We start from the raw sequence: 23,154 nt of genomic DNA, 5'->3' as shown, positions 1-23,154 counted from the left end.
CGGATGACCTGTTATGCCCGGTCATGCCGGTCCCTGGGTGCGTGGCTCAGTCGAAGCGGGCCGCCAGCAGCACCACGTCCTCCTCGCTGTCGGCCTCGTCCAGACCGTCCGGCAGGACGGTGCGCAGGACGTGGTCGGCGATGGCGCCGGGGTCGTGGCGCAGCGTGCGCGGGATGCTCGCGGCGGCCGTGTGCAGGCGGGCGAAGGCACGGTCCGTCGGGTCGCCGGTGCGGTGCAGCAGCCCGTCGGTGTAGAGCAGGACCGTCTCCCCGGCCTCGGCCTGGAACTCGACGCTGGGCGCCTCCCAGCAGGCGAGCATGCCGAGCGGCGCGGAGACGGAGGTCTCGGCGAACTCGGTGCGCCGATCGCCGATCAGCAGCGGCGGGCTGTGTCCGGCGCCGGCCAGGGTGATCTTGCGCAGGGCGGGCTCGCAGTAGGCGAACAGCGCGGTGGCCGAGCGGGCGGGTTCGGTCAGCCGCAGCAGCAGCTCCAGGTCGGACAGGACGGCGACCGGGTCCTCGCCCTCCATCACGGCGTACGCGCGCAGGCTGGCGCGCAGCCGGCCCATCGCGGCCACGGCGCTCGGGCCGGAGCCGGTGACCGAGCCGACGGACAGGCCGAGCGCGGCGTCCGGCAGCGGCAGCGCGTCGTACCAGTCGCCGCCGCCGCGCGGGCCCGTGCGGTGCCGGGCGGCGAGCTGCACGCCGGGCACGCGGGGCAGCCGGGTGGGCAGCAGTTCCTCGGTGATGGTCGCCACGCGCGCGCGGGTGCGTTCCACCTCCAGCAGGCGGGCGAGGTGCTCGGTGGCGTGCCGGACGTAGAGGCCGACGAGATGGCGCTGCCGCTCGTGGGGTTCGGCCGGTTCGTCGTAGAGCCATACGGCGGCGCCGAGGCGGCCGGCGGAGTCGGTGGCGAGGGGCAGGGCGTAGCTGGCGGCGTAGCCGAGGCGGACGGCCACCTCCCGGTGCCGGGGGTCGAGGCCGTCCTCGGCGAGCAGGTCGGGATGGACGGCCTCGGTGGCCGTGCCGGTGTCGTACGGCAGCGCGCCGCGCGGCACGGTCTCGATGTGGCCGAGGTCGGCCCGGCCTAGTCCGAGGCCGAGGGTGGTGCGGGGGCCGAGCCCGTCGCCGGGTTCCAGGGCGACCAGGCCGCGGCGGGCGCCGACGAGGGCGGCTCCGGCGCGCAGGAGTTCGTGGAGGGCCGCGTCCAGCGCGTTCGTGCGGGACAGGCGCTCGGTGAGTTCGTGGAGGGTCGTGAGGTCCGAGACCCAGCCGGCCAGCCGGTCCTGGAGGAGGGCGCCGGGCGCGGGGGTGTTCGGGGCGGGGACGGGAGCGGTGTCCGGGGAGGGACCTGCGCCGGCGGCGGGGGGAGTGGGCGCAGTGTGTGCGGGCGTCGGAACCGCTGCATCGATTCCAGCCACTTTCGGAGGGTGCGGGGCGTTCATGGCGTCCGGCCTTCAGACCGGTGCGTATTGCTGAAAAGCATCGCAAACCCCCATGTCATTCTGCGCCGCTAGCAGTGTCTCCACATGTACACGCACTCGTGAGGGGATGTCCAGCATTGTCCTGCGGGGATTCCTGGTGTCCATGAGTCGGACGAGGTTTCCCTCGAACCCCTTGCCTTACTGCCAAGTTGGCTGAAAACTGCACCTGGTATCGGTCCATTGCGGTCGACTGGCCTTGCTCCACGGAGCGTCACAGCGGTCGTGATGGGTACGTACTCGGTGAAGGCCAGGGGTGGTTGGGGACCACCCGGAACCTGGCGACGGACCCGGGCGTCATAGCCACCGACGGCCGAGCCCCATCCTCCCTGGCGGAGGCGGAGAGAAACACGCGCGACGGCAAAACGCCATACTTCGCCACCCCCGCGCCGCAGCCCTGCCTGTGAAAGACGCACTATGGACGCGGACGCGGCCCACGCTCGACCCCCTGGGGTTCCCCCTGCCGTGCGCAGGGGTGTGATGCGCCAACAGGTACGCACAGTGAAGTGATCGACACATGTTGTGATGTGGACCACGGTGTTGCCAGCGGTGCAACGGAAAGGAACGAGCGCTCATGCGCGAGATCCTCGGAAGGCGACGCAGGCTCCTGTCCAGGCGGAACGACGGGAAGCCCGGGCGGAACGACGGCAAGGCCGAGCTGATCGGCGCGGCCCTGACCTTTGCGACAGCATGGCAGTGGCCGGTACTCCCGGGCGTGGCCCCCGACCCGCAGGGCCGGGCCCGCTGCGCCTGCCCCGACCCGGAGTGCACGGTGCCCGGTGCGCACCCCTTCGACCCCGGTCTGCTCGCCGCCACGACCGACGCCCGCATGGTGCGCTGGTGGTGGACCAACCGGCCGAGCGCGCCGGTCATCCTGGCCACCGGGGGCAAGGCGCCCTGCGCGGTCAGCCTGCCGGCGCTCGCCGCCTCCCGCGCCCTCGCCCTGCTCGACCGGCGGGGCATGCGCCTCGGCCCGGTGATCGCCTCCCCGACCCGCTGGGCGCTGCTGGTGAAGCCGTACTCCATGGAGCAGTTGGGCGAACTGCTCTACGCCAAGGACTTCGTCCCCGGCTCCCTGCGCTTCCACGGCGAGGGCGGTTACCTCGCCCTGCCCCCGTCCGAGACCGGCCGGGGCGCCGTCCGCTGGGAGCGCGCCCCGCTGCCCGGCTCGGCCTCGCCCTGGGTGCCCGACGTGGAGGCCGTGGTGGACGCCGTGGTCGACGCCCTCACTCGTACGGGTGTGAGCGCGCCCGAGTTGTAGGGGTGTCGGGCGTGGGCGGGGCCGCGAACCGCGCCGGCTCGTTATGTTCCGCACATGCTGCGAATGTCTGGGGGACATGGCCGTCGGTTCTCCGAGGGGCCATCTGGGCGGCACGGCCGCCGATCAGTGCGAGGCGCGGCGCGGCCGCAGAGGGTGGAAGCGACTGCGGCGAGCGCGCCGGACTCCCGGAAGCTGCGACTGCTCGCGCTCCTGGGCGCCGTGACGGCCGCGGTCGTGCTGCCGCTCGCCGTGGCGTCCGCCGTGCAGGTGGGCGGGGCGGCCGGGCACGCGGGGCCCGGGAAGGGTCGGGAGACCGTGCCGGCCGCTGGGCGTGCGGGCGCTTCGGGGCGCGCCTTCCAGCACGCTTCGGGACGTGCCTCCGAGAGCGACGAGGCCGCCGGGAGGGGGCCGGGCTCCAAGCGTGACGACGCCGGTTCCGGGCCGGAGGACGCCAAGCTGCCCTCGCTCGACCGGTCCCCCCGGCTGCTCGGGCTGGGCCTGGGCACCGCCATGCGGTGCGGCCCCCAGCTCACCTCCCCCGACGGCATCGAGGCGCAGACCTGCGTCCTGTCCGAGGACACCGACACCTGGGCCCGCACCTACTACCGCAACTCCACCGGCAAGTCGCTGGATGCCGTGCTCAGCCTGATGGGTCCGGGCGGCCGCAGTCTGGAGACGCACTGCGTCACGGGCGGCGACGACGAGCCCGCCACCTGCGAGACGCCCCGTGAACGCAGCCGGGGCGGCATGGACGCCTACACGGCCGTCACCGAGTTCGCCACGCGGGGAGCCAACGGCAGGCTGCTGCTGCGCTCGGGCAGCGACTCGCCGGACACCGACGGCAACACCCGTATCGGTAACAAGAGTTAACGGCGTTTGACGCTCCGCGACGCGCTGTCCACGTCGTGGCGGGCATGGAAAGACCCGGTTGCTGGCGACGGGGGATGCACCAGCAACCGGGCTACTGGAACGGTAACAAGAGATCGGCGGTTCGCAAATTCCGGCTGGGGCATTCGGCCACCGATTTCCCTGTCACCAGGGGGAGTTGTGACAGGAGTCACCCGCTTCGCCGGCCGTGCGCGCGCCTGACCGACCGTTCAGTGGACAGACGCGCGCGGCGGCGTCAGCTGAGCGTGACCTGCCGGTTGGTCAGTCCGCCACGCGCCCGGCGCTCGTCCGGGGTGAGCGGCTCGGTGGCGGCCAGGGCGGCGGCGAGGCGCTCGGCGAACTCGGCGGCCGGCTTCTCCACGTCGTCCGCCGTGACCCCGCTCGGCAGGTCCCAGACCGGCACGGTGAGGCCGTGAGCACGGAAGGAGCCCACGAGCCGGGTGCCCTCGCCCAGGTGGGAACGGCCCGCGGCGTGCAGCCGCGCGAGAGCGTCCAGAAGCTGCTCCTCCGGGTGCGGCATCACCCAGCGCAGGTGGTTCTTCTCCGGGGTCTCGCACCAGTACGCGGCGTCCACACCGCTCAGCCGCGCCGTCGGGATGGCGGCGGCGTTGGCCCGCTCCAGGGAGGCGGTCACCTCGGGCGTGGCGTTCTCCGCGTCCGGCACCCAGAACTCGAAGCCGCTGTGCACGACCGGCTCGAACGGTGCCTGGAGGTCGAGCACGTCCTGCAGCCGCGGACCGCCGGCCGGGGCGCGACGGCCCTGCACCGGGGTGCCGGGCTCGGCCCGCAGGGCGCGCTGAAGGGTGTCGGCGAGGTCGCGGCTGAGGTCACCGGACGCCGTGTCGTTCTGCAGGCCGAGCAGGACCGAGCCGTCGTCGCGGCGCAGCGCGGGCCAGGCCATCGGCAGCACCGTGGCCAGCGTGACCGACGGGACGCCCTCGGGCAGGCCGTCCTTGAGGGTCAGCTCGACCGTCGCGGCGGGCACCAGCTCGCGCAGCGCCACCCAGTCGCACTCGCCGGGCAGCCCCTCGAACGGGCGGTGCACCAGCTCGGTCGCGGCGTGTGCCGCGGCCCGGCCGTGGCACGCCTTGTAGCGCCGGCCGCTGCCGCAGGGGCAGGGCTCGCGGGCGCCGACAACCGGGACCTCCGCATCGCTGAGCTGCGGCCGCTCGGCCTTCGTCTGGGGTCGCTTCTTGGCCATCGTGCGTGTCTCCCGGTTACGGCTCTTCTCGTACGGGCGCGAGCCTAGCCGTTCAGGCCATGACCGGCTGGAACCTGTGGACAACGCACGCCCGCACGACGCCAACGGTGTGAACCTGTGGACAACTTCGGGCGCCCCGCGGCTCGGTCATGCTCCTGCCGACGGGGGTGCCGACCGCCGGTTCGGCCCTTGACCGCGGGCCGGCCTCTGACCGCGGGCCGGCCTTTGACCGCGGGCCGGCCTTTGACCGCAGAGCAGTTCATGGCCTTCGGTGCAGTCCTCGACCGCTCGGTGTAGCCCTCGAACGCCGGTGCTGGCCCGTGCCCGTCGGGCGCGGGCTGGGTTCGTCCCCCGGTGCGGATCGTTGGTCTGCGTCTGCGTCTGCAGCTGCGGTCCTCGGTCTTCGTCCATGGGCGCGGCTCCTCTGGCTTCGCCCGCCGAGCGCGCCTCTCGGTCTCCGCCCGCCGGTTGGGTCCTCGAGCTCCATCCGCAGGCCGAGGGCCTCGACCGCTTCTACCGACCCGGGTTTTCCACGGCGTGGCTCAGGTCCTCGACTGCGCCCGCCGTCGGCCCAGCCCCTCGACCGTGTCCGTCGGTGCGGCTCTCTTGCTGCATCCGCCGGTCCAGGTCCTGGGGCTCCATCCCCGGCCCAGGTCCTGGGCCGTGCCCCAGTTCAGCCCACCTCCGCGTCCGTGCCCTCAGCCCAGGTCGTAGACCAGGGCCCCTCAGCCCAGGTCGTAGACCAGGCCCCTCAGTCCAGGTCGTCGAACGCGTCCGCGAAGTCCAGGCCGGGCATGGCCGGGAGTGCGGGGGAGGTGACGCGCGTAGCGAAACCGTCCCGGCGGCACCCGACATCGGGATCGTGGACGGCTTCGTGGACCACCACCCAGACCGTCACCTCGCCGTGGACGTCGTCGCGGACGCCCCAGTCGTCGGCGAGCGCCGTGATGATGTTCAGCCCGCGACCGCCGTGCGCGGTCACCGACGGGGTGGCCGGCACCGGACGGGTCGGTCCGCCGCCGTCCGTCACCTCGACGATGAGCCGGCCCCGCGCGTCGAGCCGCCACGCGGCGCGCACATCGCCGTCGCCGGCCAGCGCGTCGCCCAGCGGCCGCCCGTGTTTGCAGGCATTGCTCAACAGTTCGGAAAGGATCAGTACGGCATCGTCGATGACCGATTCGGACACGCCCCCGCTGCGCAACTGCGAACGCATCCGGTGCCTCGCCTTCCCCACGCCCGCAGGGCCATGGGGTACGGCCATGCTCGACGACGTGGGCACCTCCTGTGCCACCACCAACGCCACCCCCGAGACCTCCTTTGCCCCACGCCACGGTGTGGATGCCCCATTGGCCTGTACCGGAAACCGGCCAATCCTCTTCCGGTGACGCATTCGCAACGAACCTGCACGGAGCGAACGCGCCGGAGCACTCCCTGTGACCAAGGTCTATTCCTCGGCCGCCGTATGGCTGGACTTCAGTGGCTGGATTTCAGTGGTGTGGCCGAGAGTGGAGGATTCCGGTAGCCGCACAGCGGGGTCAAGGGGGCGGACCGGGCTACTTACCGGCCTCTTGAGGTCACACGCGCCCCAGCTGACGCAGGACCGCGTGCGGGCGGTTGGTGATGATGGCGTCGATGCCCAGCTCCACGCAGAGATCGACGTCCTCGGGCTCGTTCACGGTCCACACGTGCACCTGGTGGCCGGCGCGTTGCAGCCGCTCCACATAGGCGGGGTTGCTGCGCACGATGCGGATCGAGGGTCCCGCGATCCGCACGCCCGCGGGCAGCCGTCCGTCGCGCAGCCGGGGCGTGAGGAACTGCACCAGGTAGACCGTCGGCAGCGTCGGCGCGGCGGCACGCACGCGGTGCAGCGAACGCGCCGAGAAGCTCATGATCCGGACCTGGGACTCGGCCGCCGAGGCCGGCGCGTCCAGGCCGAACCGCTTCAGCAGCGTCAGCAGCCGCTCCTCGACCTGCCCGGCCCAGCGCGTGGGGTGCTTGGTCTCGATCGCGAGCTCCACCCGCCGCCCGGCATCCGCGACCAGCTCCAGCAGCCGCTCCAGGGTGAGCACGGAGGTCTCCTCGCGGTCCTCCGGCCGGTGCTCCCAGTCGGGCTCCTCGTCCCGTCCGCGCCAGGCCTCGCGGGTCTTCCAGGAGCCGAAGTCGAGCGCGGCGAGATCGGCAAGCTCCAGTGCGGAGACGGCACCGCGGCCGTTGGAGGTACGGTTCACGCGCCGGTCGTGGACACAGACCAGATGGCCGTCGGCGGTCAGTCGTACGTCGCACTCGAGGGCGTCCGCGCCGTCCTCGATCGCCTTCTTGTAGGCGGCCAGGGTGTGCTCGGGCGCGTCTTCGGAGGCGCCCCGGTGGGCGACGACCTGGACGGAGCGCTGTAGTGCGTGGGTCACCGCGTCATGGTGCCACCGTCGGGGGGTGCGCGGGGCGGCCGGGGTGTACCCGGTGCCCGTTTATGTAACTTTTGCCAGTAAGGCCCAATGTAAGGACTGGCCATGGACCCACAGCCACCGCTTATGGTGCTCTGACGGCTCGTGGGAAAAGCTGACTGCATACAAACGGCACAGTGAAGACCGACACCAGCGCCATGCACAGCTGCCGAGCGTGACCGAGTGCGACCGAGAACAACAGCCGTGGACCGAGGAGAAGAGCTGTGAGCACCGAGAACGAGGGCAACGAGGTACCCCAGGCCCCGTCCGCACCTCCCGTGCCGGTGGCCTCTCCCACCCCTTCCCCGCAGGGCACCGCCCCTGAGGGCACCGAGCCGACGGCTCCCCTCCCGCCCGTCCCCCAGGACGCTCCGGCCGCGCCCGAACCCCAGCCGGGCCGGCCCGCCACCGCGCACGCATCCGGCCCCTCCGCCTCGGGTCCGGCCCCCGACGGTTCCTGGCCGCCTCCGCCGCCGGCCGACCCGCCCTACGGAGAGGGTGCGTCCCACGGTGACGGCGCCTTCTACGGCGACGGCGGTGCCGGTGCCGCCGGCGGCTTCGGTGCGGGTGGTGCGGCTGGTCCGGGTGGTCCGGGTGGCCCCGGCGGCTGGGGAGCGTCGTACCAGCAGCCCGCCCCCGAGCCGCGCAACGGACGCGGCGGTCTCGTCGCCGCGGTCCTGGTGGCCGCGCTGGTCGCGGGTGGCCTGGGCGGCGGTCTGGGCTACACCCTGGCCAAGAACAACGACAGCAGCGGCTCCACCACCGTCTCCGCCTCCGACGGCAGCGCCGCGCAGGTCAAGCGCGCGCCCGGCACGATCGCCAACGTGGCCGCCAGGGCGCTGCCCAGCACGGTCACCATCGAGGCCGAGAGCACCAACGGCCAGGGCGGCACGGGCACCGGGTTCGTCTTCGACAAGCAGGGGCACATCGTCACCAACAACCACGTGGTGGCGGACGCGCTCGACGGCGGCAAGCTGACCGCCACGTTCCCGAACGGCAGGAAGTACGACGCCGTGGTCGTGGGCCACGCCCAGGGCTACGACGTGGCGGTCATCAAGCTCAAGAACCCCCCGTCCGACCTCAATCCCCTCCCCCTCGGAGACTCCGACAAGGTGGCCGTCGGCGACGAGACGATCGCCATCGGCGCCCCCTTCGGCCTGTCCAACACGGTGACGACCGGCATCATCAGCGCCAAGAACCGCCCGGTGGCCTCCAGCGACGGCAGCTCCGGCAGCAAGGCGTCGTACATGAGCGCCCTGCAGACCGACGCCTCGATCAACCCGGGCAACTCCGGCGGTCCGCTGCTGGACGCCTCCGGCGCGGTCATCGGCATCAACTCGGCGATCCAGTCGAGCAGCAGCGGCGGTTTCGGCTCCGGCCAGTCCGGCTCGATCGGCCTGGGCTTCGCCATCCCGATCGACCAGGCCAAGTACGTCGCCCAGCAGCTGATCGGGACCGGCAAGCCGGTGTACGCCAAGATCGGCGCGTCCGTGTCCCTGGAGGACTCCACCGACGGCGCGAAGATCACCGACCAGGGCGCGGCCGGTTCCGCCCCGGTCGAGTCGGGCGGCCCGGCCGACAAGGCGGGCCTCAAGCCGGGTGACGTCATCACCAAGCTGGACGACATGGTGATCGACAGCGGCCCGACCCTGATCGGCGAGATCTGGACCCACAAGCCCGGCGACAAGGTCACGATCACCTACAAGCGCGGCGGCCAGGAGCACACGGTCGACCTGACTCTGGGCTCCCGGGTGGGCGACAACTGACCCTGCGGGTCACGCGCGCGTGGGCCGCGCCTCGCAGGAGCTTCTCTGAAGGAGCTTCTCTGAGGGGGCGCCTGTCGCGCGGCACAACCGGCCCACCACGGCTCGGTCCGGGCCGGTAATGTGTACCCGCGCCGCCGGACTCCGGCAGCGCGGGGAGGCGTGCCCGAGCGGCCGAAGGGAACGGTCTTGAAAACCGTCGTGGCAGCGATGTCACCGTGGGTTCAAATCCCACCGCCTCCGCACAGGCCGTAGCCGGTGCAGGTCATGACCGGTGCAGTCGGAAGGGGTGCCTCTCGCCGAGAGGCACCCCTTCCGTATTCAGCCCGCCACGCTCGTCATGGAGCCCGCCATGGTGGTCAGGGCCGGTGCCCCGTCATCCGTGCCGCCGAGGCGATCGTCGCGCGGGCCTCGCGTTCGGACAGGCCGGTGCCCAGGGCGGCCTCGGTCAGGGGGTCGACCAGGGCGGGGCCGATGCCGTTCTCGTAGGCGCGGCAGGCCGCCCAGAAGAGGCGGGTGTTGCGCTGGCCCTCGTGTGCGGAGAGGACGAACTGGACCAGGCCGCGGCCGTGGTCACCGGCAGCCGGAGGGCTCGGGTGGGGATGCGGGGGCCGGGGTGGCGGCACCAGCAGGCGCAGCAGGGACGGCGGGCAGGCGGCGGGGGCCAGGTGCGCCGTGCCGGGGGCGGTCGTGTACACGCCGTGGTCGGTGCGGGAGCCGGGGCCGACCAGGTAGCCGCCGGCGCCCCGGATGTCGATGCCGGGGGCGAGACGCCCGGCGGAGTTCGGTACGACGACGTCCGGCGGGCCGGTGAGCCACAGGTGGCGCCCGCCGCTCGGGGTGCGCACGACGACCGTCTCCGGAATGGTGAACAGATGGCGCAGCGCAAGTTCGCGCAGCGCGGTCGAGGAGTTCGTGTCGGACTTGGTGTCCAGGTCGACGCCGATCAGGTGGTACGGCGGCAGTCCGCAGGCGATGCCGTAGCCGGTCGCCCAGGGCGCCGCGGCGAACAGCTCGCGGATGCGGACGGGGTCGGTGGAGGCGTCGTACACCCCGTGGCCGAAGCGGCCGCACTCGCCGTGACAGGGAGGTCCGGCCGGGTCGGGGTCGTCGCGGTGGGGGGAGCGCAGGGCCGGGAGCTTCGTCCGGGACAGGGGCATGACGGCCAGGCCGCGTTCGGCGGCTGACAGGGCGTGTGCGAGGGCCAGCGTCGTGGCCTGCCGGTCGGTGTAGGCCATGCCTCCATGCTCGTACGTACGTTCGAAAAAGGGAAGAGGGGGCGGCGGTGACGCGCCGGGGCCGGGGAAATTGGCCGAATGCGTGAAGGAACGATTCACCCCTTGTACCGCTTGGTAGGCGAAAGCGCCGACTGGCCCCTCCTGGTGGGGTACGGCACGAAAGATGGCGATAAGGGTTTATCGACATGTCATCACGCTTGCGTGCGAATCGGGCCTTCCGTGGTGGTTCGCCGGGGATTCGGTGGGCAACTCTGGTCTCGCGACGTCGTCTACCACCGTCGGAGCGGTCGGCCAACTGCCCTGACACAAGCCGAACTTCACGTACTTCCGGCCCTAGGGCCGCACAGTTCTCGGTTCTGGAGGAACAACATGGCAAGCATCCGTACAGCCCGCGTTCTCGCCGCCGTCGCCGCGCTCCCGCTCGCAGCCGCCCTCTTCGGCGGCGTCGCGGCCGCCGACAACGGCGCCTTCGCGGACAACGGATCGAGCGCCAACACCGGTGTGGCGGGCATCATCGGCAGCGGAGTCGGCCACGACAACAACGGCAACTCGTCGACCACGCAGCAGAACGCGGTCGGCAACGGTGCCTCGAACCAGAGCAGCACCGCCCAGGTCAACGGCTCTGCCTGGACGGCCGTCCAGCAGGGCAACGAGAACGTGGCCATCCACTTCACCGACCTGTGGTGACCCGCGGGCGAGGCCCCTCCCGGTGAGGGCCCTCGTGGGGTGTGCTTCGGGGTCGTAACACGTCTGCGCGGCGGTACTTCGGTGCCGCCGCGCAGGCGTTTTCCCGCGCCCTGCGCCGTTCCGTTCCGGAAGGCGACGACCTTGACACCCGTCCCTATCTGACGGACAGTCAGAAACTGTCCTGTCAGGTACGCGAGGCCGGGAGGGCCCGCCGTGCACCTCGCCCCCACCGAGCGGCAGCAACGCCTGCGCGCCGAACTCCGCGCCTACTTCCGCACCGTGCTCCCGGACCCGCGCGAGCGTCGCGAACCGGCCGCCACCCGCGCCCTGTTGCGCCGCATCGGAGCCGACGGCTGGCTGGGCCTCGGCTGGCCGGTCGAGTACGGCGGCCAGGGCCGGGGCGCGGAGGAGCAGTTCGTCTTCTTCGACGAGGCGTACCGGGCCGGCGCCCCGGTCTCCATGGTCACGCTCAACACCGTGGGCCCCACCCTCATGAAGTACGGCAGTCAGCGGCAGAAGGCCTACTTCCTGCCCCGCATCCTCGGCGGGGAGGCCGTCTTCGCGATCGGCTACACGGAGCCGTCCGCCGGCACCGACCTGGCCTCGCTGCGCACCCGTGCCGTGCGCGAGGGTAAGGGCTGGCGGATCGACGGGCAGAAGGTCTTCACCTCGGGCGCCCAGCACGCCGACTGGATCTGGCTCGCCTGCCGCACCGACCCGGAGGCGCCCAGGCACCGGGGCATCTCCGTCCTCCTCGTCCCGACCGACGCGTCGGGGTTCTCCTGGACGCCGATCGAGACGGTGGGCGGGCAGACGACGACGGCCACGTACTACGACGGCGTCCGCGTCCCGGCCGACAGCCTGGTCGGCACCGAGAACGAGGGCTGGTCGCTGATCACCGGCCAGCTCAACCACGAGCGGGTCGCGCTCGCCGCCCTCGGCATGCAGGCGGAGGACTTCCTCGCCGCCGCGCTCACCGCCGCCCGTACACCCGATCCGGTGACGGCAAGGCGCCGGATCGACGAGCCGTGGATACGTTTTCGGGCGGCCGAAGCGCATGCCCGGCTGGCGGCATCGCGCCTGCTCAGCTGGCGTTTGGTGGCGGACGTGGGGGCGGGGCGAGTGGCCCCCGGGGACGCCAGCGGGGTGAAGTTCGCGGGAACTGAATCGGCTGTCGCGACGTATCGCATGTGTCAGGAGATCGCCGGGGAGGCGGGCCTGGTCCGCTCCGGTTCGCCGGGTGCGTTCGGGGACGGCGAACTGGAGCGGCTGAACAGGGCGGCGCAGATCAACACGTTCGGGGGCGGGGTGAGCGAGGTGCAGCGGGAGATCGTCGCGACGACGCGACTCGGGATGACGAGGGGGCGGCGATGAGCGCGGCAGAGGTGGTCCCCGACCCGCTGGGCGCGCGCCTCAAGGCGTACGAGGGGCGGCCGGCCGCCGTCGCCGGGGTGGGCAGGGACCCGGTGAACGCGCCGATGATCCGGCACTGGTGCGAGGCCATGGGCGACACCAACCCGGCCTACTCGGGCCCGGACGCCATCGCCCCGCCCACCATGCTCCAGGCCTGGACGATGGGCGGCCTGTCCGGACACCAGGGCCGCACGGGCGCCTACGACGAGCTGCTGTCCCTCCTCGATACCTCGGGCTGTACGGCCGTGGTGGCCACCGACTGCGAGCAGGAGTATCTGCGGCCCCTGCGCCCGGGTGACCAGGTCGCGTTCGACTCGGTGATCGAGTCGGTCTCCGGCCGCAAGACGACGAAGCTGGGCACCGGGTACTTCGTCACGACCCGCACGGACGTCCGGGTCGACGGCGACCTCGTGGGCACCCACCGCTTCCGCATCCTCAAGTACGCCCCGGCCCGCCGGAAACCCCCGGCCCCGCGCCCCCGCCCGGTGGTGGGCCGGGACAACGCCGGGTTCTGGCAGGGCGTGGCCGAGCGCAGACTCCTCATCCAGCGCTGCACGGACTGCGGCACCCTGCGCCACCCCTGGCTGCCGGGCTGCAACGCGTGCGGCTGCCTGGACTGGGACACGGTCGAGTCGACCGGCGAGGGGACGGTCTACTCGTACGTGGTGATGCACCACCCGCCGTTCCCGGCCTTCGACCCTCCCTACGCGGTCGGCCTGATCGAACTCGCCGAGGGGGTGCGGATGGTGAGCAATGTGACCGGGGTGCCGTACGACAAGGTGCGCATCGGGTTGCCCGTCCAGGTGGAGTTCCGCACCTACGAGGACGCGGAGGGCGCGCAGGTCCTCCCGGTCTTCCGGGCCGTCGACGGCCACGGCGAGGGCGGGGCCTGACATGGACTTCACGCCCACCGAGGCCCAGGCCGAGGCCCGTGACCTGGCCGCGCGGATCTTCGGCGACCTCGCCACCCACGAGCGCCTGGCGGCCGCCGGCACCGGCAGCGACCCCGCGCTGTGGAAGTCCCTCTGCGCGGCCGGCCTGGTCGGTGCCGTGGCGGACCTGGGCCTGCTGGGCCTGGTCCTGCTCCTGGAGGAACAGGGGCGTACGACGGCCCAGGTGCCCTATGCGGCGAGCTGCGTGTACGGCGTCCTGGCTGTCGCGGCCCACGGCAGCCCCGAGCAACGGGACCGTCTCCTCCCCGCCCTGGAGGACGGATCGGCGGTGGTGACCGGGGCGTTCCCGGCCCAGGACGCCGTACGAGCCCCGGCGCCGGGGGAGCTGACCGGCACCGTCCCCGTCGTGCCCTGGCTCCGGGACGCCACCCATGTCCTGGTCGCCGACACCGGCCGCCGGCTGTGGCTGGCGCCGCTCGGCCAGGGCGTCGGCATCACCCCGGTCGAACTGACGGCTCCCTGGTCGGCGGCCCGGCTCACCCTCGACCGGGCACCGGCCGAACCGCTGGGCGGCCCGGGCGCCTACGCCGACGTCCTCGCCACTGCCCGCACGGCCTTCGCCGGACTCCAGGCCGGGGTGTGCGCGGGCTCCCTGGCCCGGGCCGTGGCGCATGTCGCGGGCAGGGAGCAGTTCGGGCGCCCGCTCGCCACCCGCCAGGCCGTCCAACTCCGCGCCGCCGACGCCCACATGGACACCGAGGCGATACGGGTGACCGCCTATGAGGCCGCCTGGAGGCGGGACGCGGGACTGCCGTACGCCACCCATGCGCTGACCGCCGCCTGGTGGGCGTCCGAGGCGGGGCACAGGGTGGTGCACACCGGCCAGCATCTGCACGGCGGTGCGGGAGCCGATCTCGGCCACCCGGTGCACCGCCACTTCCTGTGGGGCCGGCAACTGGACGCGTATCTGGGCTGCGGGGCCGAAGTGCTGCAGGAACTGGGGGAGTTGATCGCGCATGGGGAGTGAGTCGTGAACACGGCGCCGACGACGGCACTGACGGCGGGCGCCGCACTGCCCCCGCTGGAGATCCCGGTCACGCGGACGCTGATCGTGGCCGGGGCGATCGCGTCGCGGGACTACCAGGACGTGCACCACGACGCCGAGTCGGCCAGGCAGAAGGGCTCCCCGGACGTCTTCATGAACATCCTGACGACGAACGGACTGGTCGGCAGATACATCACGGACCACTTCGGCCCGACGGCGATGCTCCGCAAGGTCGCCATCAGGCTCGGGGCGCCCAACTATCCAGGAGACACGATGGTGCTGACGGGCACGATCGAGGCGGTCGACGGCGACACCGCCACCGTACGGGTCGTCGGCGCCAACGCCCTCGGCAGACATGTGACAGGCACGGTCACCGTCACGGTCCCGGACGCCGGGGGCCGCTCATGAGTCCCCGGGCGCGCGAGACCCTGGCCGGGCGCGCCGCGATCGCCGGGATCGGGGCCACCGAGTTCTCCAAGGACTCCGGGCGCAGCGAACTGCGGCTGGCCGTGGAGGCGGTGCGGGCCGCGCTGGACGACGCGGGGCTGGCGCCGGCGGACGTGGACGGGATGGTGACGTTCACGATGGACACCAACCCGGAGATCACGGTGGCCCAGGCCTGCGGGATGGGCGAGCTGTCCTTCTTCTCCCGGGTGCACTACGGCGGCGGTGCGGCCTGCGCGACCGTGCTCCAGGCCGCGCTCGCGGTGGCGACGGGCGTGGCGGAGGTCGTGGTCTGCTACCGCGCCTTCAACGAACGCTCGGGCCGGAGGTTCGGCGCCGGCGTGCAGCACCGGGAGCCGTCGGCGGAGGGCGTGGCGCTCGGCTGGGTGCTGCCGTTCGGGCTGCTCACACCGGCCTCGTGGGTGGCGATGGCGGCCCAGCGGTATCTGCACGCGTACGGGCTGACGCCGGAGGTGTTCGGGCATGTGGCCGTGCTGGACCGCAAGTACGCGGCGACGAACCCGGCGGCGTACTTCCACGGCCGCCCGATCACGCTCGCCGAACACGCGGCGTCCCGCTGGATCGTGGAGCCGCTGCGGCTGCTGGACTGCTGCCAGGAGACCGACGGCGGGCAGGCGCTCGTCGTCACCTCGGTGGAGCGGGCCCGGGACCTGCGGCATCCCCCGGCCGTGATCGCGGCGGCCGCCCAGGGCGCCGGCCGGGCGCAGGAGCAGATGACCAGCTTCTACCGGGACGATCTGACCGGCCTGCCGGAGATGGGCGCGGTGGCCCGCCGGCTGTGGCGGTCGTCCGGACTCGGCCCGGCCGACATCGACGTGGGGATTCTCTACGACCACTTCACACCGTTCGTGCTGATGCAGCTGGAGGAGTTCGGGTTCTGCGGAAAGGGGGAGGCGGCGGACTTCGTGGCCGAGGAGCGGCTGCCGCTCAACACACACGGGGGTCAGCTCGGTGAGGCCTATCTGCACGGGATGAACGGCATGGCGGAGGCGGTGCGCCAGCTGCGGGGCACGGCGGTGAACCAGATACCGGGCGCGAGGCGGACCCTGGTGACGGCCGGCACCGGGGTGCCGACCTCGGGGCTGGTCCTGACGGCTGACGGCTGACGGCTGACGGCTGACGGCTGACGGATGACGGTTGACGGCTGACCGGCGGGCCGCCTCCCCGCTCCCGGCGCCCGGGCGTGCGGCCGGGCCCGCCCCGGCCTCAGGGTCGGACCAGTGGGCGGAGCCAGGCCGGACCGGGGCGGAGTCAGGGTCGTACCCGCAGACGGGGTGGATCCGCCGTCCACCTTCAGGAGGTGGAGCTGCCCCCACCCCTACAACCTGAGGGGGACGCCGCTTCGGGACCTGCGGGCGATCCGCCGCCGGGGGTCCGCTCCTAGCGTGGAGCCATGACCACACCCGTGTGCACCAGCGCCTCGGCCGTTGCCGCACCAAGGCGGCAGAGCCTCCCGCACCCCCGGCTCCGGCCGAGCGGCGAGGCTCCGACCTACCCGACGTTCGCGTCGTACGTGCGGGCTCGTCAGCCGGTTCTGCTGCGCACCGCGCGCTCGCTCACCGCGAACATCTGCGACGCGGAGGACCTGCTGCAGACGGCGCTCGCCAAGACCTACGTGGCCTGGGAGCGGATCGAGGACCAGCGGGCGCTCGACGGCTATGTGCGCCGCGCGCTGCTGAACACCCGGACCTCGCAGTGGCGCAAGCGCAGGGTGGACGAGTTCACCTGCGACGAGCTGCCCGAGCCGGAGCCCGTGCCGGGCGACGACGACCCGGCCGAGCGGCAGGCGCTGCACGACGCCATGTGGCGGGCGATCATGAAGCTGCCGGCGCGGCAGCGGGCGATGGTCGTCCTGCGCTACTACGAGGACCTCAGCGAGGCCCAGACCGCCGAGGTGCTCGGGGTGTCGGTGGGCACGGTGAAGTCGGCGGTGTCGCGTGCGCTGGCCAAGCTGCGCGAGGATCCTGAGCTGGGACTGGTCCGCTAGCCGGGGACTCTCCCCGAGTTCTCCCGGGTTTCCTCCCCGAGTTTCCTGTCCGGGTTTCCCGGCCGGGATTTCTCCCGAGTGACACACCCCCTAGTGACATACCGCGCGGTATGTGAGCAGAATCAGCGCAACCTCTACCACCGCGTAGGCAATGTCGCCCCGGGAGGACTCCGTGCTGAGCACCATGCAGGACGTACCGCTGACCGTCACCCGCATCCTGACGCACGGGACGCTGGTGCACGGACGGTCACAGATCATCACCTGGACCGGGGAAACCGAGCCGCAGCGCCGCAGTTTCGCCGAGGCCGGAGTGCGCGCGGTGCAGCTGGCGAACGCCCTGCGCGACGAACTCGGCGTCCGGGGCGACGACCGGGTCGCCACCCTGATGTGGAACAACGCCGAGCACGTCGAGGCCTACTTCGCGATCCCGTCCATGGGCGCGGTGCTGCACACGCTCAATCTGCGGCTGCCCGCCGAGCAGTTGGTGTGGATCGTCAACCACGCGGCCGACAAGGTCGTCATCGTCAACGGCTCCCTGATCCCGCTGCTCGCCCCGCTGCTGCCCAAGCTGCCCACGGTCGAGCACATCGTCGTCTCCGGCCCCGGCGACCGCTCCCCCCTCCAGGGCGCGCACGCCCGGATCCACGAGTACGAGGAGCTGATCGCGGACCGGCCGACCACCTTCGACTGGCCGGAGCTGGACGAACGCCAGGCCGCCGCCATGTGCTACACCTCCGGCACCACCGGCGACCCCAAGGGCGTGGTGTACAGCCACCGTTCGATCTACCTGCACTCCATGCAGGTCAACATGACCCAGTCGATGGGCCTGACCGACCAGGACACCTCGCTGGTCGTCGTCCCCCAGTTCCACGTCAACGCCTGGGGCCTGCCGCACGCCACCTTCATGACCGGCGTCAACATGCTGATGCCGGACCGCTTCCTCCAGCCGGCGCCGCTCGCCGAGATGATCGAACGCGAGAGGCCGACCCACGCCGCGGCCGTCCCGACCATCTGGCAGGGCCTGCTCGCCGAGCTGACCGGCCGGCCCCGCGACGTCTCCTCCCTCACCCAGGTCACCATCGGCGGCTCCGCCTGTCCGCCCTCCCTCATGGAGGCCTTCGACCGGCTCGGCATGCGCGTCTGCCACGCCTGGGGCATGACGGAGACGTCCCCGCTCGGCACGGTCGCCCGTCCCCCGGCCCACGCGGCCGGTACGGACGAGGAGTTCGCCTACCGCCTCACCCAGGGCCGCTTCCCGGCCGGCGTCGAGGCCCGGCTCACCGGCCCCGGCGGCGAACGCCTCCCCTGGGACGGCGAGTCGGCGGGCGAGCTGGAGGTGCGCGGCCCCTGGATCGCCGGCGCCTACTACAACGGCCCCGACGCGGAACCGCTGCGCCCCGCCGACAAGTTCAGCGCGGACGGCTGGCTGAAGACGGGTGACGTCGGCACCATCTCCCCCGACGGCTTCCTCACCCTCACCGACCGCGCCAAGGACGTCATCAAGTCCGGCGGCGAGTGGATCTCCTCGGTGGAGCTGGAGAACGCGCTGATGTCCCACCCGGACGTCACCGAGGCCGCGGTGGTCGCCGTACCCGACGAGAAGTGGGGCGAGCGCCCGCTGGCCACGGTCGTCCTGAAGGAGGGCGCCACCGCCGACTTCGAGACCCTGCGCGCCTTCCTCGCCGAAGAGGGCCGCATCGCCAGGTGGCAGCTGCCCGAGCGCTGGACGATCGTCGAGTCGGTGCCGAAGACCAGCGTGGGCAAGTTCGACAAGAAGGTGCTGCGCAGGCGGTACGCGGACGGGGAGCTGGACGTCACCAGGATCGGCTGACGCCACCGGACGACGGAGCAGCCCCGGGCGCGTGCCAGGGGCTGTTCGTCGTGCTAATTCGTGCCGATCCCGGCCAGCAGGTCCACGATCCGGCTCTGCACCTCCGCGCTGGTCGACCGCTCCGCGAGGAACAGCACCGTCTCGCCCGAGGCCAGCCGGGGCAGGTCGGCCTGGTCGACGGCGGCGGTGTAGACGACCAGCGGGGTGCGGTTGAGCTGCCCGTTCGCGCGCAGCCAGTCGATGATCCCGGTGAACCCGGCCTGCCGCCGCTGCACCTGCATCAGGTCCATCACCACGAGGTTCGGCCGGAACTGCCCCGCCAGCGTCACCGCGTCGTCGTCGCTCGCGGCCCGCGCCACCTGCATCCCGCGCCGCTCCAGCGTCGCCGTCAGCGCCAGCGCGATCTCCGCGTGCTCCTCGATGAGCAGGACCCGCGGCGGATGCTGCTCGCTGTCGCGCGGCGCGAGCGCCTTCAGCAGGACGGCCGGATCGGCGCCGTACGCCGCCTCGCGCGTCGCCTGCCCGAGCCCGGCCGTGACCAGCACCGGCACCTCGGCCGCGACGGCGGCCTGCCGCAGCGACTGCAGGGCCGTACGCGTGATGGGCCCCGTCAGCGGATCCACGAACAGCGCGGCCGGGAACGCCGCGATCTGCGCGTCGACCTCCTCACGGGAGTGCACGATCACCGGCCGGTAGCCGCGGTCGCTCAGCGCCTGCTGGGTCGTCGCGTCCGGCGCGGGCCACACCAGCAGCCGACGCGGGTTGTCCAGCGGCTCCGGCGGCAGCTCGTCGTCGAGCGGCTGCGGCCGCGGGGTGTCCGCGATCTCGATGGCACCCCCGGGGCCGTCCAGCGGCTCGGGCCCCTCGGCGGCGTCGGCGTCCGGCGCGCCTATGGCGTACGACCGTCCGGCGCCCTCGGTGCCCGGGGCGAGCCGCGCCTGACCGGCCAGGGACGGATGCGCGGTCGTCGGCTGTTCGGCCGGCGGATGCGGCCGGCCCGGCTGCTCCGGCTGCTGCTCCGAGCGCTTGGCCGGGTCGGGAGGCGTGCCCAGCTTGCGCCGGCGGCCGGAACCGCCCGGCGCGTGCGGCGGCGGGGTCGCCGTCGGCTGCTGCACCTGAGCGGCCTGCCGCGAGAACGGCACACCCTGACCGAGCGTGCGGACGCTGATCGCCCGCCCCTGCGTCGAGTTCGGGTCGGCCGCGGCACTCTCGACGGGCAACGGCTGCGCGGCCCGCGGCGCCTGGCCCCCGGCGTGCTCCGCGGGGAGCGGGGTACCGGGGGCGGGCGTGCCGGTCTGCGGTACGGGCGTGCCCGCGCCGGAGCCGGCGTCGCCGCCGGGCCACTGCTGGGGCACGCCGGGCGTCTGAACGGCCGTCGGCACCGGTCCGGCACCGGCCGGCGGGGGCACCGTCCGGGCGCTCGGGGTACCACCGGGCGGCGTCGGGGTCGTCGGAACCGGTCGGCCGACGGTGTCGTGCGTCGGCGCGGCGGGGTGCGGTACGGCTGCCTGCGGTACGGCGGCCTGCTGACCGGGCGCGGGGGCACCGGCCGGGGCGCCGGGTGCCGCACCGGGCGTCTGCGCGGGCGTCGCCGCGGGACCGGCCTGGACGGGAATGCCCTGCCCGGCCGTACCCTGCGCCGGAATGCCGTGAACCGGCGTGCCCTGACCGGGAGTCGGCGTCTGCGCCGGGTGCGCTACGGCCTGTCCGGGAGCGGCCTGAGCCGTGGGTGCCGGTGCCGGGCCCGGCTGAGCGGAATCCGCCGGCTGGGCCACGGCGCGGCGGCGCCGGCCGGTCGGCGCGCTGGTCGGATGCGGCTGCGGCGGGGTGTGGTCCGCGGCCTGGTCCATCGGTACGGCGTCGTGCCGGCCGTCGGCACCCGCCGCTGCGGAGGGCGGCAGCTGCGAGGGCACCTGCACCGGACCGGAGGCCTGAGGGGGAACGGGAAGGGGGCCGGCAACCTGCCCAGCACCCGGAACAACACCGGGAACAACACCGGGAACAGCACTCGCACCGGGACCGGCAGGCACACCGGCACCGGGCCCGACGGGCACAGCCGTACCCGGAACGCCACCGGACGCCGGAACCGTGCCCACTCCGCTCGCCGAGTCCGCGGACTGCGGGGTGCGGTCGGCCTCGGCCGGCGGCAGGGCGAAGACCGTACGCGCACCGCCCGCCTCCTGGGCGGCGGCACGTTCCGCCGCGGCGGCCAGCGCACGCCGGCGCCGCCCGGTCGGCTGCCCACCCTCGGCACCCGGAACACCTTCGGCACCCGGAACAGCCTCCGCACCCGGCGTCGGCTCGTTGCCCGCCGCCGGCAGTGCGGGCGGCAGGGCGGCCTGCGGGGCGCCGGAGGCGGGGCGGGCGCGCCGGCCCGTGGGCGCGGGCACGCCCTGCGGCGGAACGGCGGGGCCGAGTCCCGTACGGGAGGCGGCGGCCCCCGCGGCATGCTCGGCAGCGGTCACCACCGCACCCTCGCTCACACCCTCGCTCACAGCCGCGCCGTCACCGGCGCCGCCCTCGGCGGGCCGGCCGCGGCGTCGTCCGGTCCCCCCGGACCCGGCCTCCGCGGCCTCGGCCGGGACCGCGCCGGTCTCCTCGGCGGGCGCGCCGGCCCGCCTGCGGCGGCGCCCGGTCGGCGTGTGCGCGTCGGTCTCACCGGCCGGCCCGGCACCGGGAACGTCGCTGTCCAGGAAGGCGTCGGTGGAGGACCGCCGGGCCCGCCGCCGTCCGCCACCGGCCGCCTGCTCGACGGCACCGGCCTCGGCCACGGCCACCTCACCGGCGCCGGAGCCCTGCACGCCCGCACCCGGCCCGGCGGCCGGGAGCGCGGGGGCGGACACCTGCCCCGCACTCGTACCGTCCACCGTCCCGGCGCCACCGCCGAGCGGCACCTCCAGCACGTACGCGCTGCCGCTCATGCCCGGCACCTCGTGCGTCTGCAGCACGCCGCCGTGGGCCCGTACGATCCCGCGCACGATCGGCTCGTGCACCGGGTCTCCCCCGACATACGGCCCGCGCACCTCGATCCGCGCGACCTCGCCCCGCTGCGCGGCCGCGACCACGACGGTGTTGTCCAGGTAACCGCCCGCGGAGACGGGCGAGTTGCCGGTGGCGTCGACACCGGCGACATCCGCCACCAGATGGGCCAGCGCCGTGGCGAGCCGCTGCGGGTCGACCTCGGCCTCGATGGGCGGCGCGTGCACGGCGAACTGCACCCGCCCCGGACCGATCAGTTCGACGGCCCCCTCCACACCGGCGGCGACGACGGCGTCCAGCAGGACCTTCGTACGGGTGATGTCCTCGGCGCCCGCGTCCAGCCGCTGATACCCGAGGACGTTGTCGATGAGCGTCGTGATCCGCGAATAACCGGCCGAAAGGTGATGCAGGACCTGGTTGGCCTCCGGCCACAGCTGCCCGGCGTCGTCGGCGGCCAGTGCCGCCAGCTCGCGCCGCAGCTCCTCCAGCGGGCCGCGCAGCGACTGCCCGAGCAGGGTCAGCAACTGCTCGTGCCGCCCGGCGAGGGCCTCGTACCGGTCCTTCTCCCGCTCGGCGAGCGCGGCGTACCGCTCCTCGCCGGCCGCCAGCTCCTCCGCGTGCTTCTCGCGCAGCTCCTCGAGCTCGGTGACGTGCTGCTGGCGCAGCGCGGTCAGGTCGGAGGCGTGCTCCTCGGTGAGCCGCTCGACCTCCTCCGCGTGCGCCTTCTCCAGCGCGGCCTTCTCCTCGGCGAGGGCCTCGTAGGCCCGCCGGTCGGCGAAGGTCATCACGGCGCCGACGAGCTGGTCCCCGTCCCGCACGGGGGCGGTGGTCAGATCGACCGAGACCTTCTCGTCCCCCTTGGACCACAGCACCTGCCCGCGCACCCGGTGCTTGCGCCCGGAGCGCAGGGTGTCGGCGAGCGGCGACTCCTCGTACGGGAACGGTGAACCGTCGGCACGCGAGTGCAGCACCAGCGTGTGCAGCTCCTTGCCGCCGAGCTCACCGGCCCGGTAACCCAGTATCTGGGCGGCGGCCGGGTTGACGAGCACGATCCGCCCGCCGGTGTCGGTCCCTACGACACCCTCGGAGGCGGCCCGCAGAATCATCTCCGTCTGCCGCTGCGAGCGCGCCAGCTCGGCCTCGGTGTCGACGGTCCCGGACAGGTCCCGGACGACGAGCATGAGCAGCTCGTCACCCGTGTATCCGTAACCGTCGTACGCCTGCTGCCCGTTCTCCAGGTTCGCGCTCGTGACCTCGACGGGGAACTCGGATCCGTCGGTGCGCCGCGCGACCATCCGCGTGGGCTTGGTCCGCCCCTGCGGATCCATGTGGTCGGGCCGCCGCATGGACCCGGGGATCAGCCGCGAGTCGAACTCGGGCAGCAGATCGAGCAGCCCACGCCCCACGAGTGCCGTACCGGGCGCCTCGAAGGCCTCGAGCGCGATGGTGTTGGCGTTGACGACGGTTCCGTTGGCGTTGACCAGGACCAACGCGTCCGGCAGCGCGTCGAGTATGGCTGCGAGGCGAGCAGCGCCTCGGGATGGCCTGCTGCTCACGAGACGCCTTCCTCCCTGTTACCGCA

Annotated in this window: 17 protein-coding genes and 1 tRNA gene; 12 read left to right on the top strand and 6 right to left on the bottom strand. The window is 73.2% G+C overall.

The features are described from left to right. Positions 1-46: 46 nt before the first annotated feature. Positions 47-1,444, bottom strand: coding sequence for a PP2C family protein-serine/threonine phosphatase (locus tag ABT288_RS00670; protein WP_351600871.1), 1,398 nt, complete (start codon positions 1,442-1,444; stop codon positions 47-49). Positions 1,445-2,054: 610 nt separating this feature from the next. On the opposite strand from ABT288_RS00670, the gene ABT288_RS00665 reads away from it, so the two are divergent. Next, the gene (locus ABT288_RS00665) at positions 2,055-2,741 is read left to right on the top strand and encodes a bifunctional DNA primase/polymerase (protein WP_351600868.1); all 687 of its coding nucleotides are present in this window, start codon (positions 2,055-2,057) and stop codon (positions 2,739-2,741) included. Between the two features lie 153 nt (positions 2,742-2,894). Continuing rightward, entirely contained in the window at positions 2,895-3,611 is a 717-nt protein-coding gene (locus tag ABT288_RS00660; RefSeq protein ID WP_351600865.1) for a hypothetical protein, read from the top strand. Between the two features lie 253 nt (positions 3,612-3,864). On the opposite strand, the gene ABT288_RS00655 is transcribed toward ABT288_RS00660, so the two are convergent. The 3 genes from ABT288_RS00655 to ABT288_RS00645 form a co-directional block, all read right to left on the bottom strand. Next, a complete protein-coding gene (locus tag ABT288_RS00655) occupies positions 3,865-4,830 on the bottom strand; it encodes a DUF5926 family protein (RefSeq protein WP_351600862.1) in 966 nt (321 codons plus the stop codon). A 751-nt stretch (positions 4,831-5,581) separates the two neighbouring features. Next, the gene (locus ABT288_RS00650) at positions 5,582-6,220 is read right to left on the bottom strand and encodes an ATP-binding protein (RefSeq protein WP_351600859.1); all 639 of its coding nucleotides are present in this window, start codon (positions 6,218-6,220) and stop codon (positions 5,582-5,584) included. A 184-nt stretch (positions 6,221-6,404) separates the two neighbouring features. Then, positions 6,405-7,235, bottom strand: coding sequence for a glycerophosphodiester phosphodiesterase (locus ABT288_RS00645; protein WP_351600856.1), 831 nt, complete (start codon positions 7,233-7,235; stop codon positions 6,405-6,407). 260 nt (positions 7,236-7,495) lie between these two features. Here ABT288_RS00645 and ABT288_RS00640 point away from each other — a divergent pair, with 260 nt between their 5' ends. Together ABT288_RS00640 and ABT288_RS00635 are read left to right on the top strand one after the other, a co-directional pair. After that, on the top strand, positions 7,496-9,037 hold the full coding sequence (locus ABT288_RS00640) for a S1C family serine protease (protein ID WP_351600853.1): 1,542 nt from the start codon (positions 7,496-7,498) through the stop codon (positions 9,035-9,037). Positions 9,038-9,190: 153 nt separating this feature from the next. Then, positions 9,191-9,277 (top strand) — tRNA-Ser (locus ABT288_RS00635). Positions 9,278-9,393: 116 nt separating this feature from the next. On the opposite strand, the gene ABT288_RS00630 is transcribed toward ABT288_RS00635, so the two are convergent. Further along, positions 9,394-10,272: a bifunctional DNA primase/polymerase gene (locus tag ABT288_RS00630; RefSeq protein ID WP_351600851.1), complete on the bottom strand. Its 879-nt coding sequence runs from the start codon at positions 10,270-10,272 to the stop codon at positions 9,394-9,396. Positions 10,273-10,641: 369 nt separating this feature from the next. Here ABT288_RS00630 and ABT288_RS00625 point away from each other — a divergent pair, with 369 nt between their 5' ends. The 8 genes from ABT288_RS00625 to ABT288_RS00590 all read left to right on the top strand — a co-directional run bounded on the left by ABT288_RS00625 (position 10,642) and on the right by ABT288_RS00590 (position 18,593). Next, a complete protein-coding gene (locus ABT288_RS00625; protein ID WP_351600848.1) occupies positions 10,642-10,959 on the top strand; it encodes a hypothetical protein in 318 nt (105 codons plus the stop codon). 213 nt (positions 10,960-11,172) lie between these two features. Then, positions 11,173-12,333: an acyl-CoA dehydrogenase family protein gene (locus ABT288_RS00620; RefSeq protein WP_351600845.1), complete on the top strand. Its 1,161-nt coding sequence runs from the start codon at positions 11,173-11,175 to the stop codon at positions 12,331-12,333. Further along, the gene (locus tag ABT288_RS00615) at positions 12,330-13,265 is read left to right on the top strand and encodes a bifunctional MaoC family dehydratase N-terminal/OB-fold nucleic acid binding domain-containing protein (protein WP_351600842.1); all 936 of its coding nucleotides are present in this window, start codon (positions 12,330-12,332) and stop codon (positions 13,263-13,265) included. The genes ABT288_RS00620 and ABT288_RS00615 overlap by 4 nt, the downstream gene beginning before the upstream one ends. Position 13,266: 1 nt before the next feature. Beyond that, positions 13,267-14,292, top strand: a complete 1,026-nt coding sequence (locus tag ABT288_RS00610) for an acyl-CoA dehydrogenase family protein (RefSeq protein ID WP_351600839.1) — start codon at positions 13,267-13,269, stop codon at positions 14,290-14,292. A 27-nt stretch (positions 14,293-14,319) separates the two neighbouring features. Beyond that, the gene (locus ABT288_RS00605; protein ID WP_351601202.1) at positions 14,320-14,718 is read left to right on the top strand and encodes a MaoC family dehydratase; all 399 of its coding nucleotides are present in this window, start codon (positions 14,320-14,322) and stop codon (positions 14,716-14,718) included. Beyond that, a complete protein-coding gene (locus ABT288_RS00600; protein WP_351600836.1) occupies positions 14,715-15,881 on the top strand; it encodes a lipid-transfer protein in 1,167 nt (388 codons plus the stop codon). Before ABT288_RS00605 ends, ABT288_RS00600 begins: the two co-directional genes overlap by 4 nt. Before the next feature lie 287 nt (positions 15,882-16,168). Further along, positions 16,169-16,762: a SigE family RNA polymerase sigma factor gene (locus ABT288_RS00595; protein WP_351600832.1), complete on the top strand. Its 594-nt coding sequence runs from the start codon at positions 16,169-16,171 to the stop codon at positions 16,760-16,762. A 151-nt stretch (positions 16,763-16,913) separates the two neighbouring features. Then, complete coding sequence (locus tag ABT288_RS00590; protein ID WP_351600829.1) at positions 16,914-18,593, top strand: long-chain fatty acid--CoA ligase; 1,680 nt, start codon at positions 16,914-16,916, stop codon at positions 18,591-18,593. A 53-nt stretch (positions 18,594-18,646) separates the two neighbouring features. Here ABT288_RS00590 and ABT288_RS00585 read toward each other — a convergent pair whose 3' ends face one another. Then, positions 18,647-23,128 (bottom strand): hybrid sensor histidine kinase/response regulator, encoded by a 4,482-nt coding sequence (locus tag ABT288_RS00585; RefSeq protein WP_351600826.1) that lies wholly within the window; start codon positions 23,126-23,128, stop codon positions 18,647-18,649. Positions 23,129-23,154 lie beyond the last annotated feature (26 nt).

Origin of the sequence: Streptomyces sp. NPDC001093 (genome assembly GCF_040298985.1) — a bacterium.
Taxonomy (GTDB): domain Bacteria; phylum Actinomycetota; class Actinomycetes; order Streptomycetales; family Streptomycetaceae; genus Streptomyces.
Note: the sequence above shows the minus strand (reverse complement) of the source record. Positions and strands in the feature narration are given on the sequence as shown.

Coding starts and splice junctions, on each gene's coding strand:
- ABT288_RS00670 (WP_351600871.1), bottom strand. CDS start 1,444: ATGAACGCCCCGCACCCTCCGAAAGTGGCTGGAATCGATGCAGCGGTT.
- ABT288_RS00600 (WP_351600836.1), top strand. CDS start 14,715: ATGAGTCCCCGGGCGCGCGAGACCCTGGCCGGGCGCGCCGCGATCGCC.
- ABT288_RS00655 (WP_351600862.1), bottom strand. CDS start 4,830: ATGGCCAAGAAGCGACCCCAGACGAAGGCCGAGCGGCCGCAGCTCAGC.
- ABT288_RS00610 (WP_351600839.1), top strand. CDS start 13,267: ATGGACTTCACGCCCACCGAGGCCCAGGCCGAGGCCCGTGACCTGGCC.
- ABT288_RS00590 (WP_351600829.1), top strand. CDS start 16,914: ATGTCGCCCCGGGAGGACTCCGTGCTGAGCACCATGCAGGACGTACCG.
- ABT288_RS00595 (WP_351600832.1), top strand. CDS start 16,169: ATGACCACACCCGTGTGCACCAGCGCCTCGGCCGTTGCCGCACCAAGG.
- ABT288_RS00615 (WP_351600842.1), top strand. CDS start 12,330: ATGAGCGCGGCAGAGGTGGTCCCCGACCCGCTGGGCGCGCGCCTCAAG.
- ABT288_RS00625 (WP_351600848.1), top strand. CDS start 10,642: ATGGCAAGCATCCGTACAGCCCGCGTTCTCGCCGCCGTCGCCGCGCTC.
- ABT288_RS00630 (WP_351600851.1), bottom strand. CDS start 10,272: ATGGCCTACACCGACCGGCAGGCCACGACGCTGGCCCTCGCACACGCC.
- ABT288_RS00650 (WP_351600859.1), bottom strand. CDS start 6,220: ATGCGTCACCGGAAGAGGATTGGCCGGTTTCCGGTACAGGCCAATGGG.
- ABT288_RS00665 (WP_351600868.1), top strand. CDS start 2,055: ATGCGCGAGATCCTCGGAAGGCGACGCAGGCTCCTGTCCAGGCGGAAC.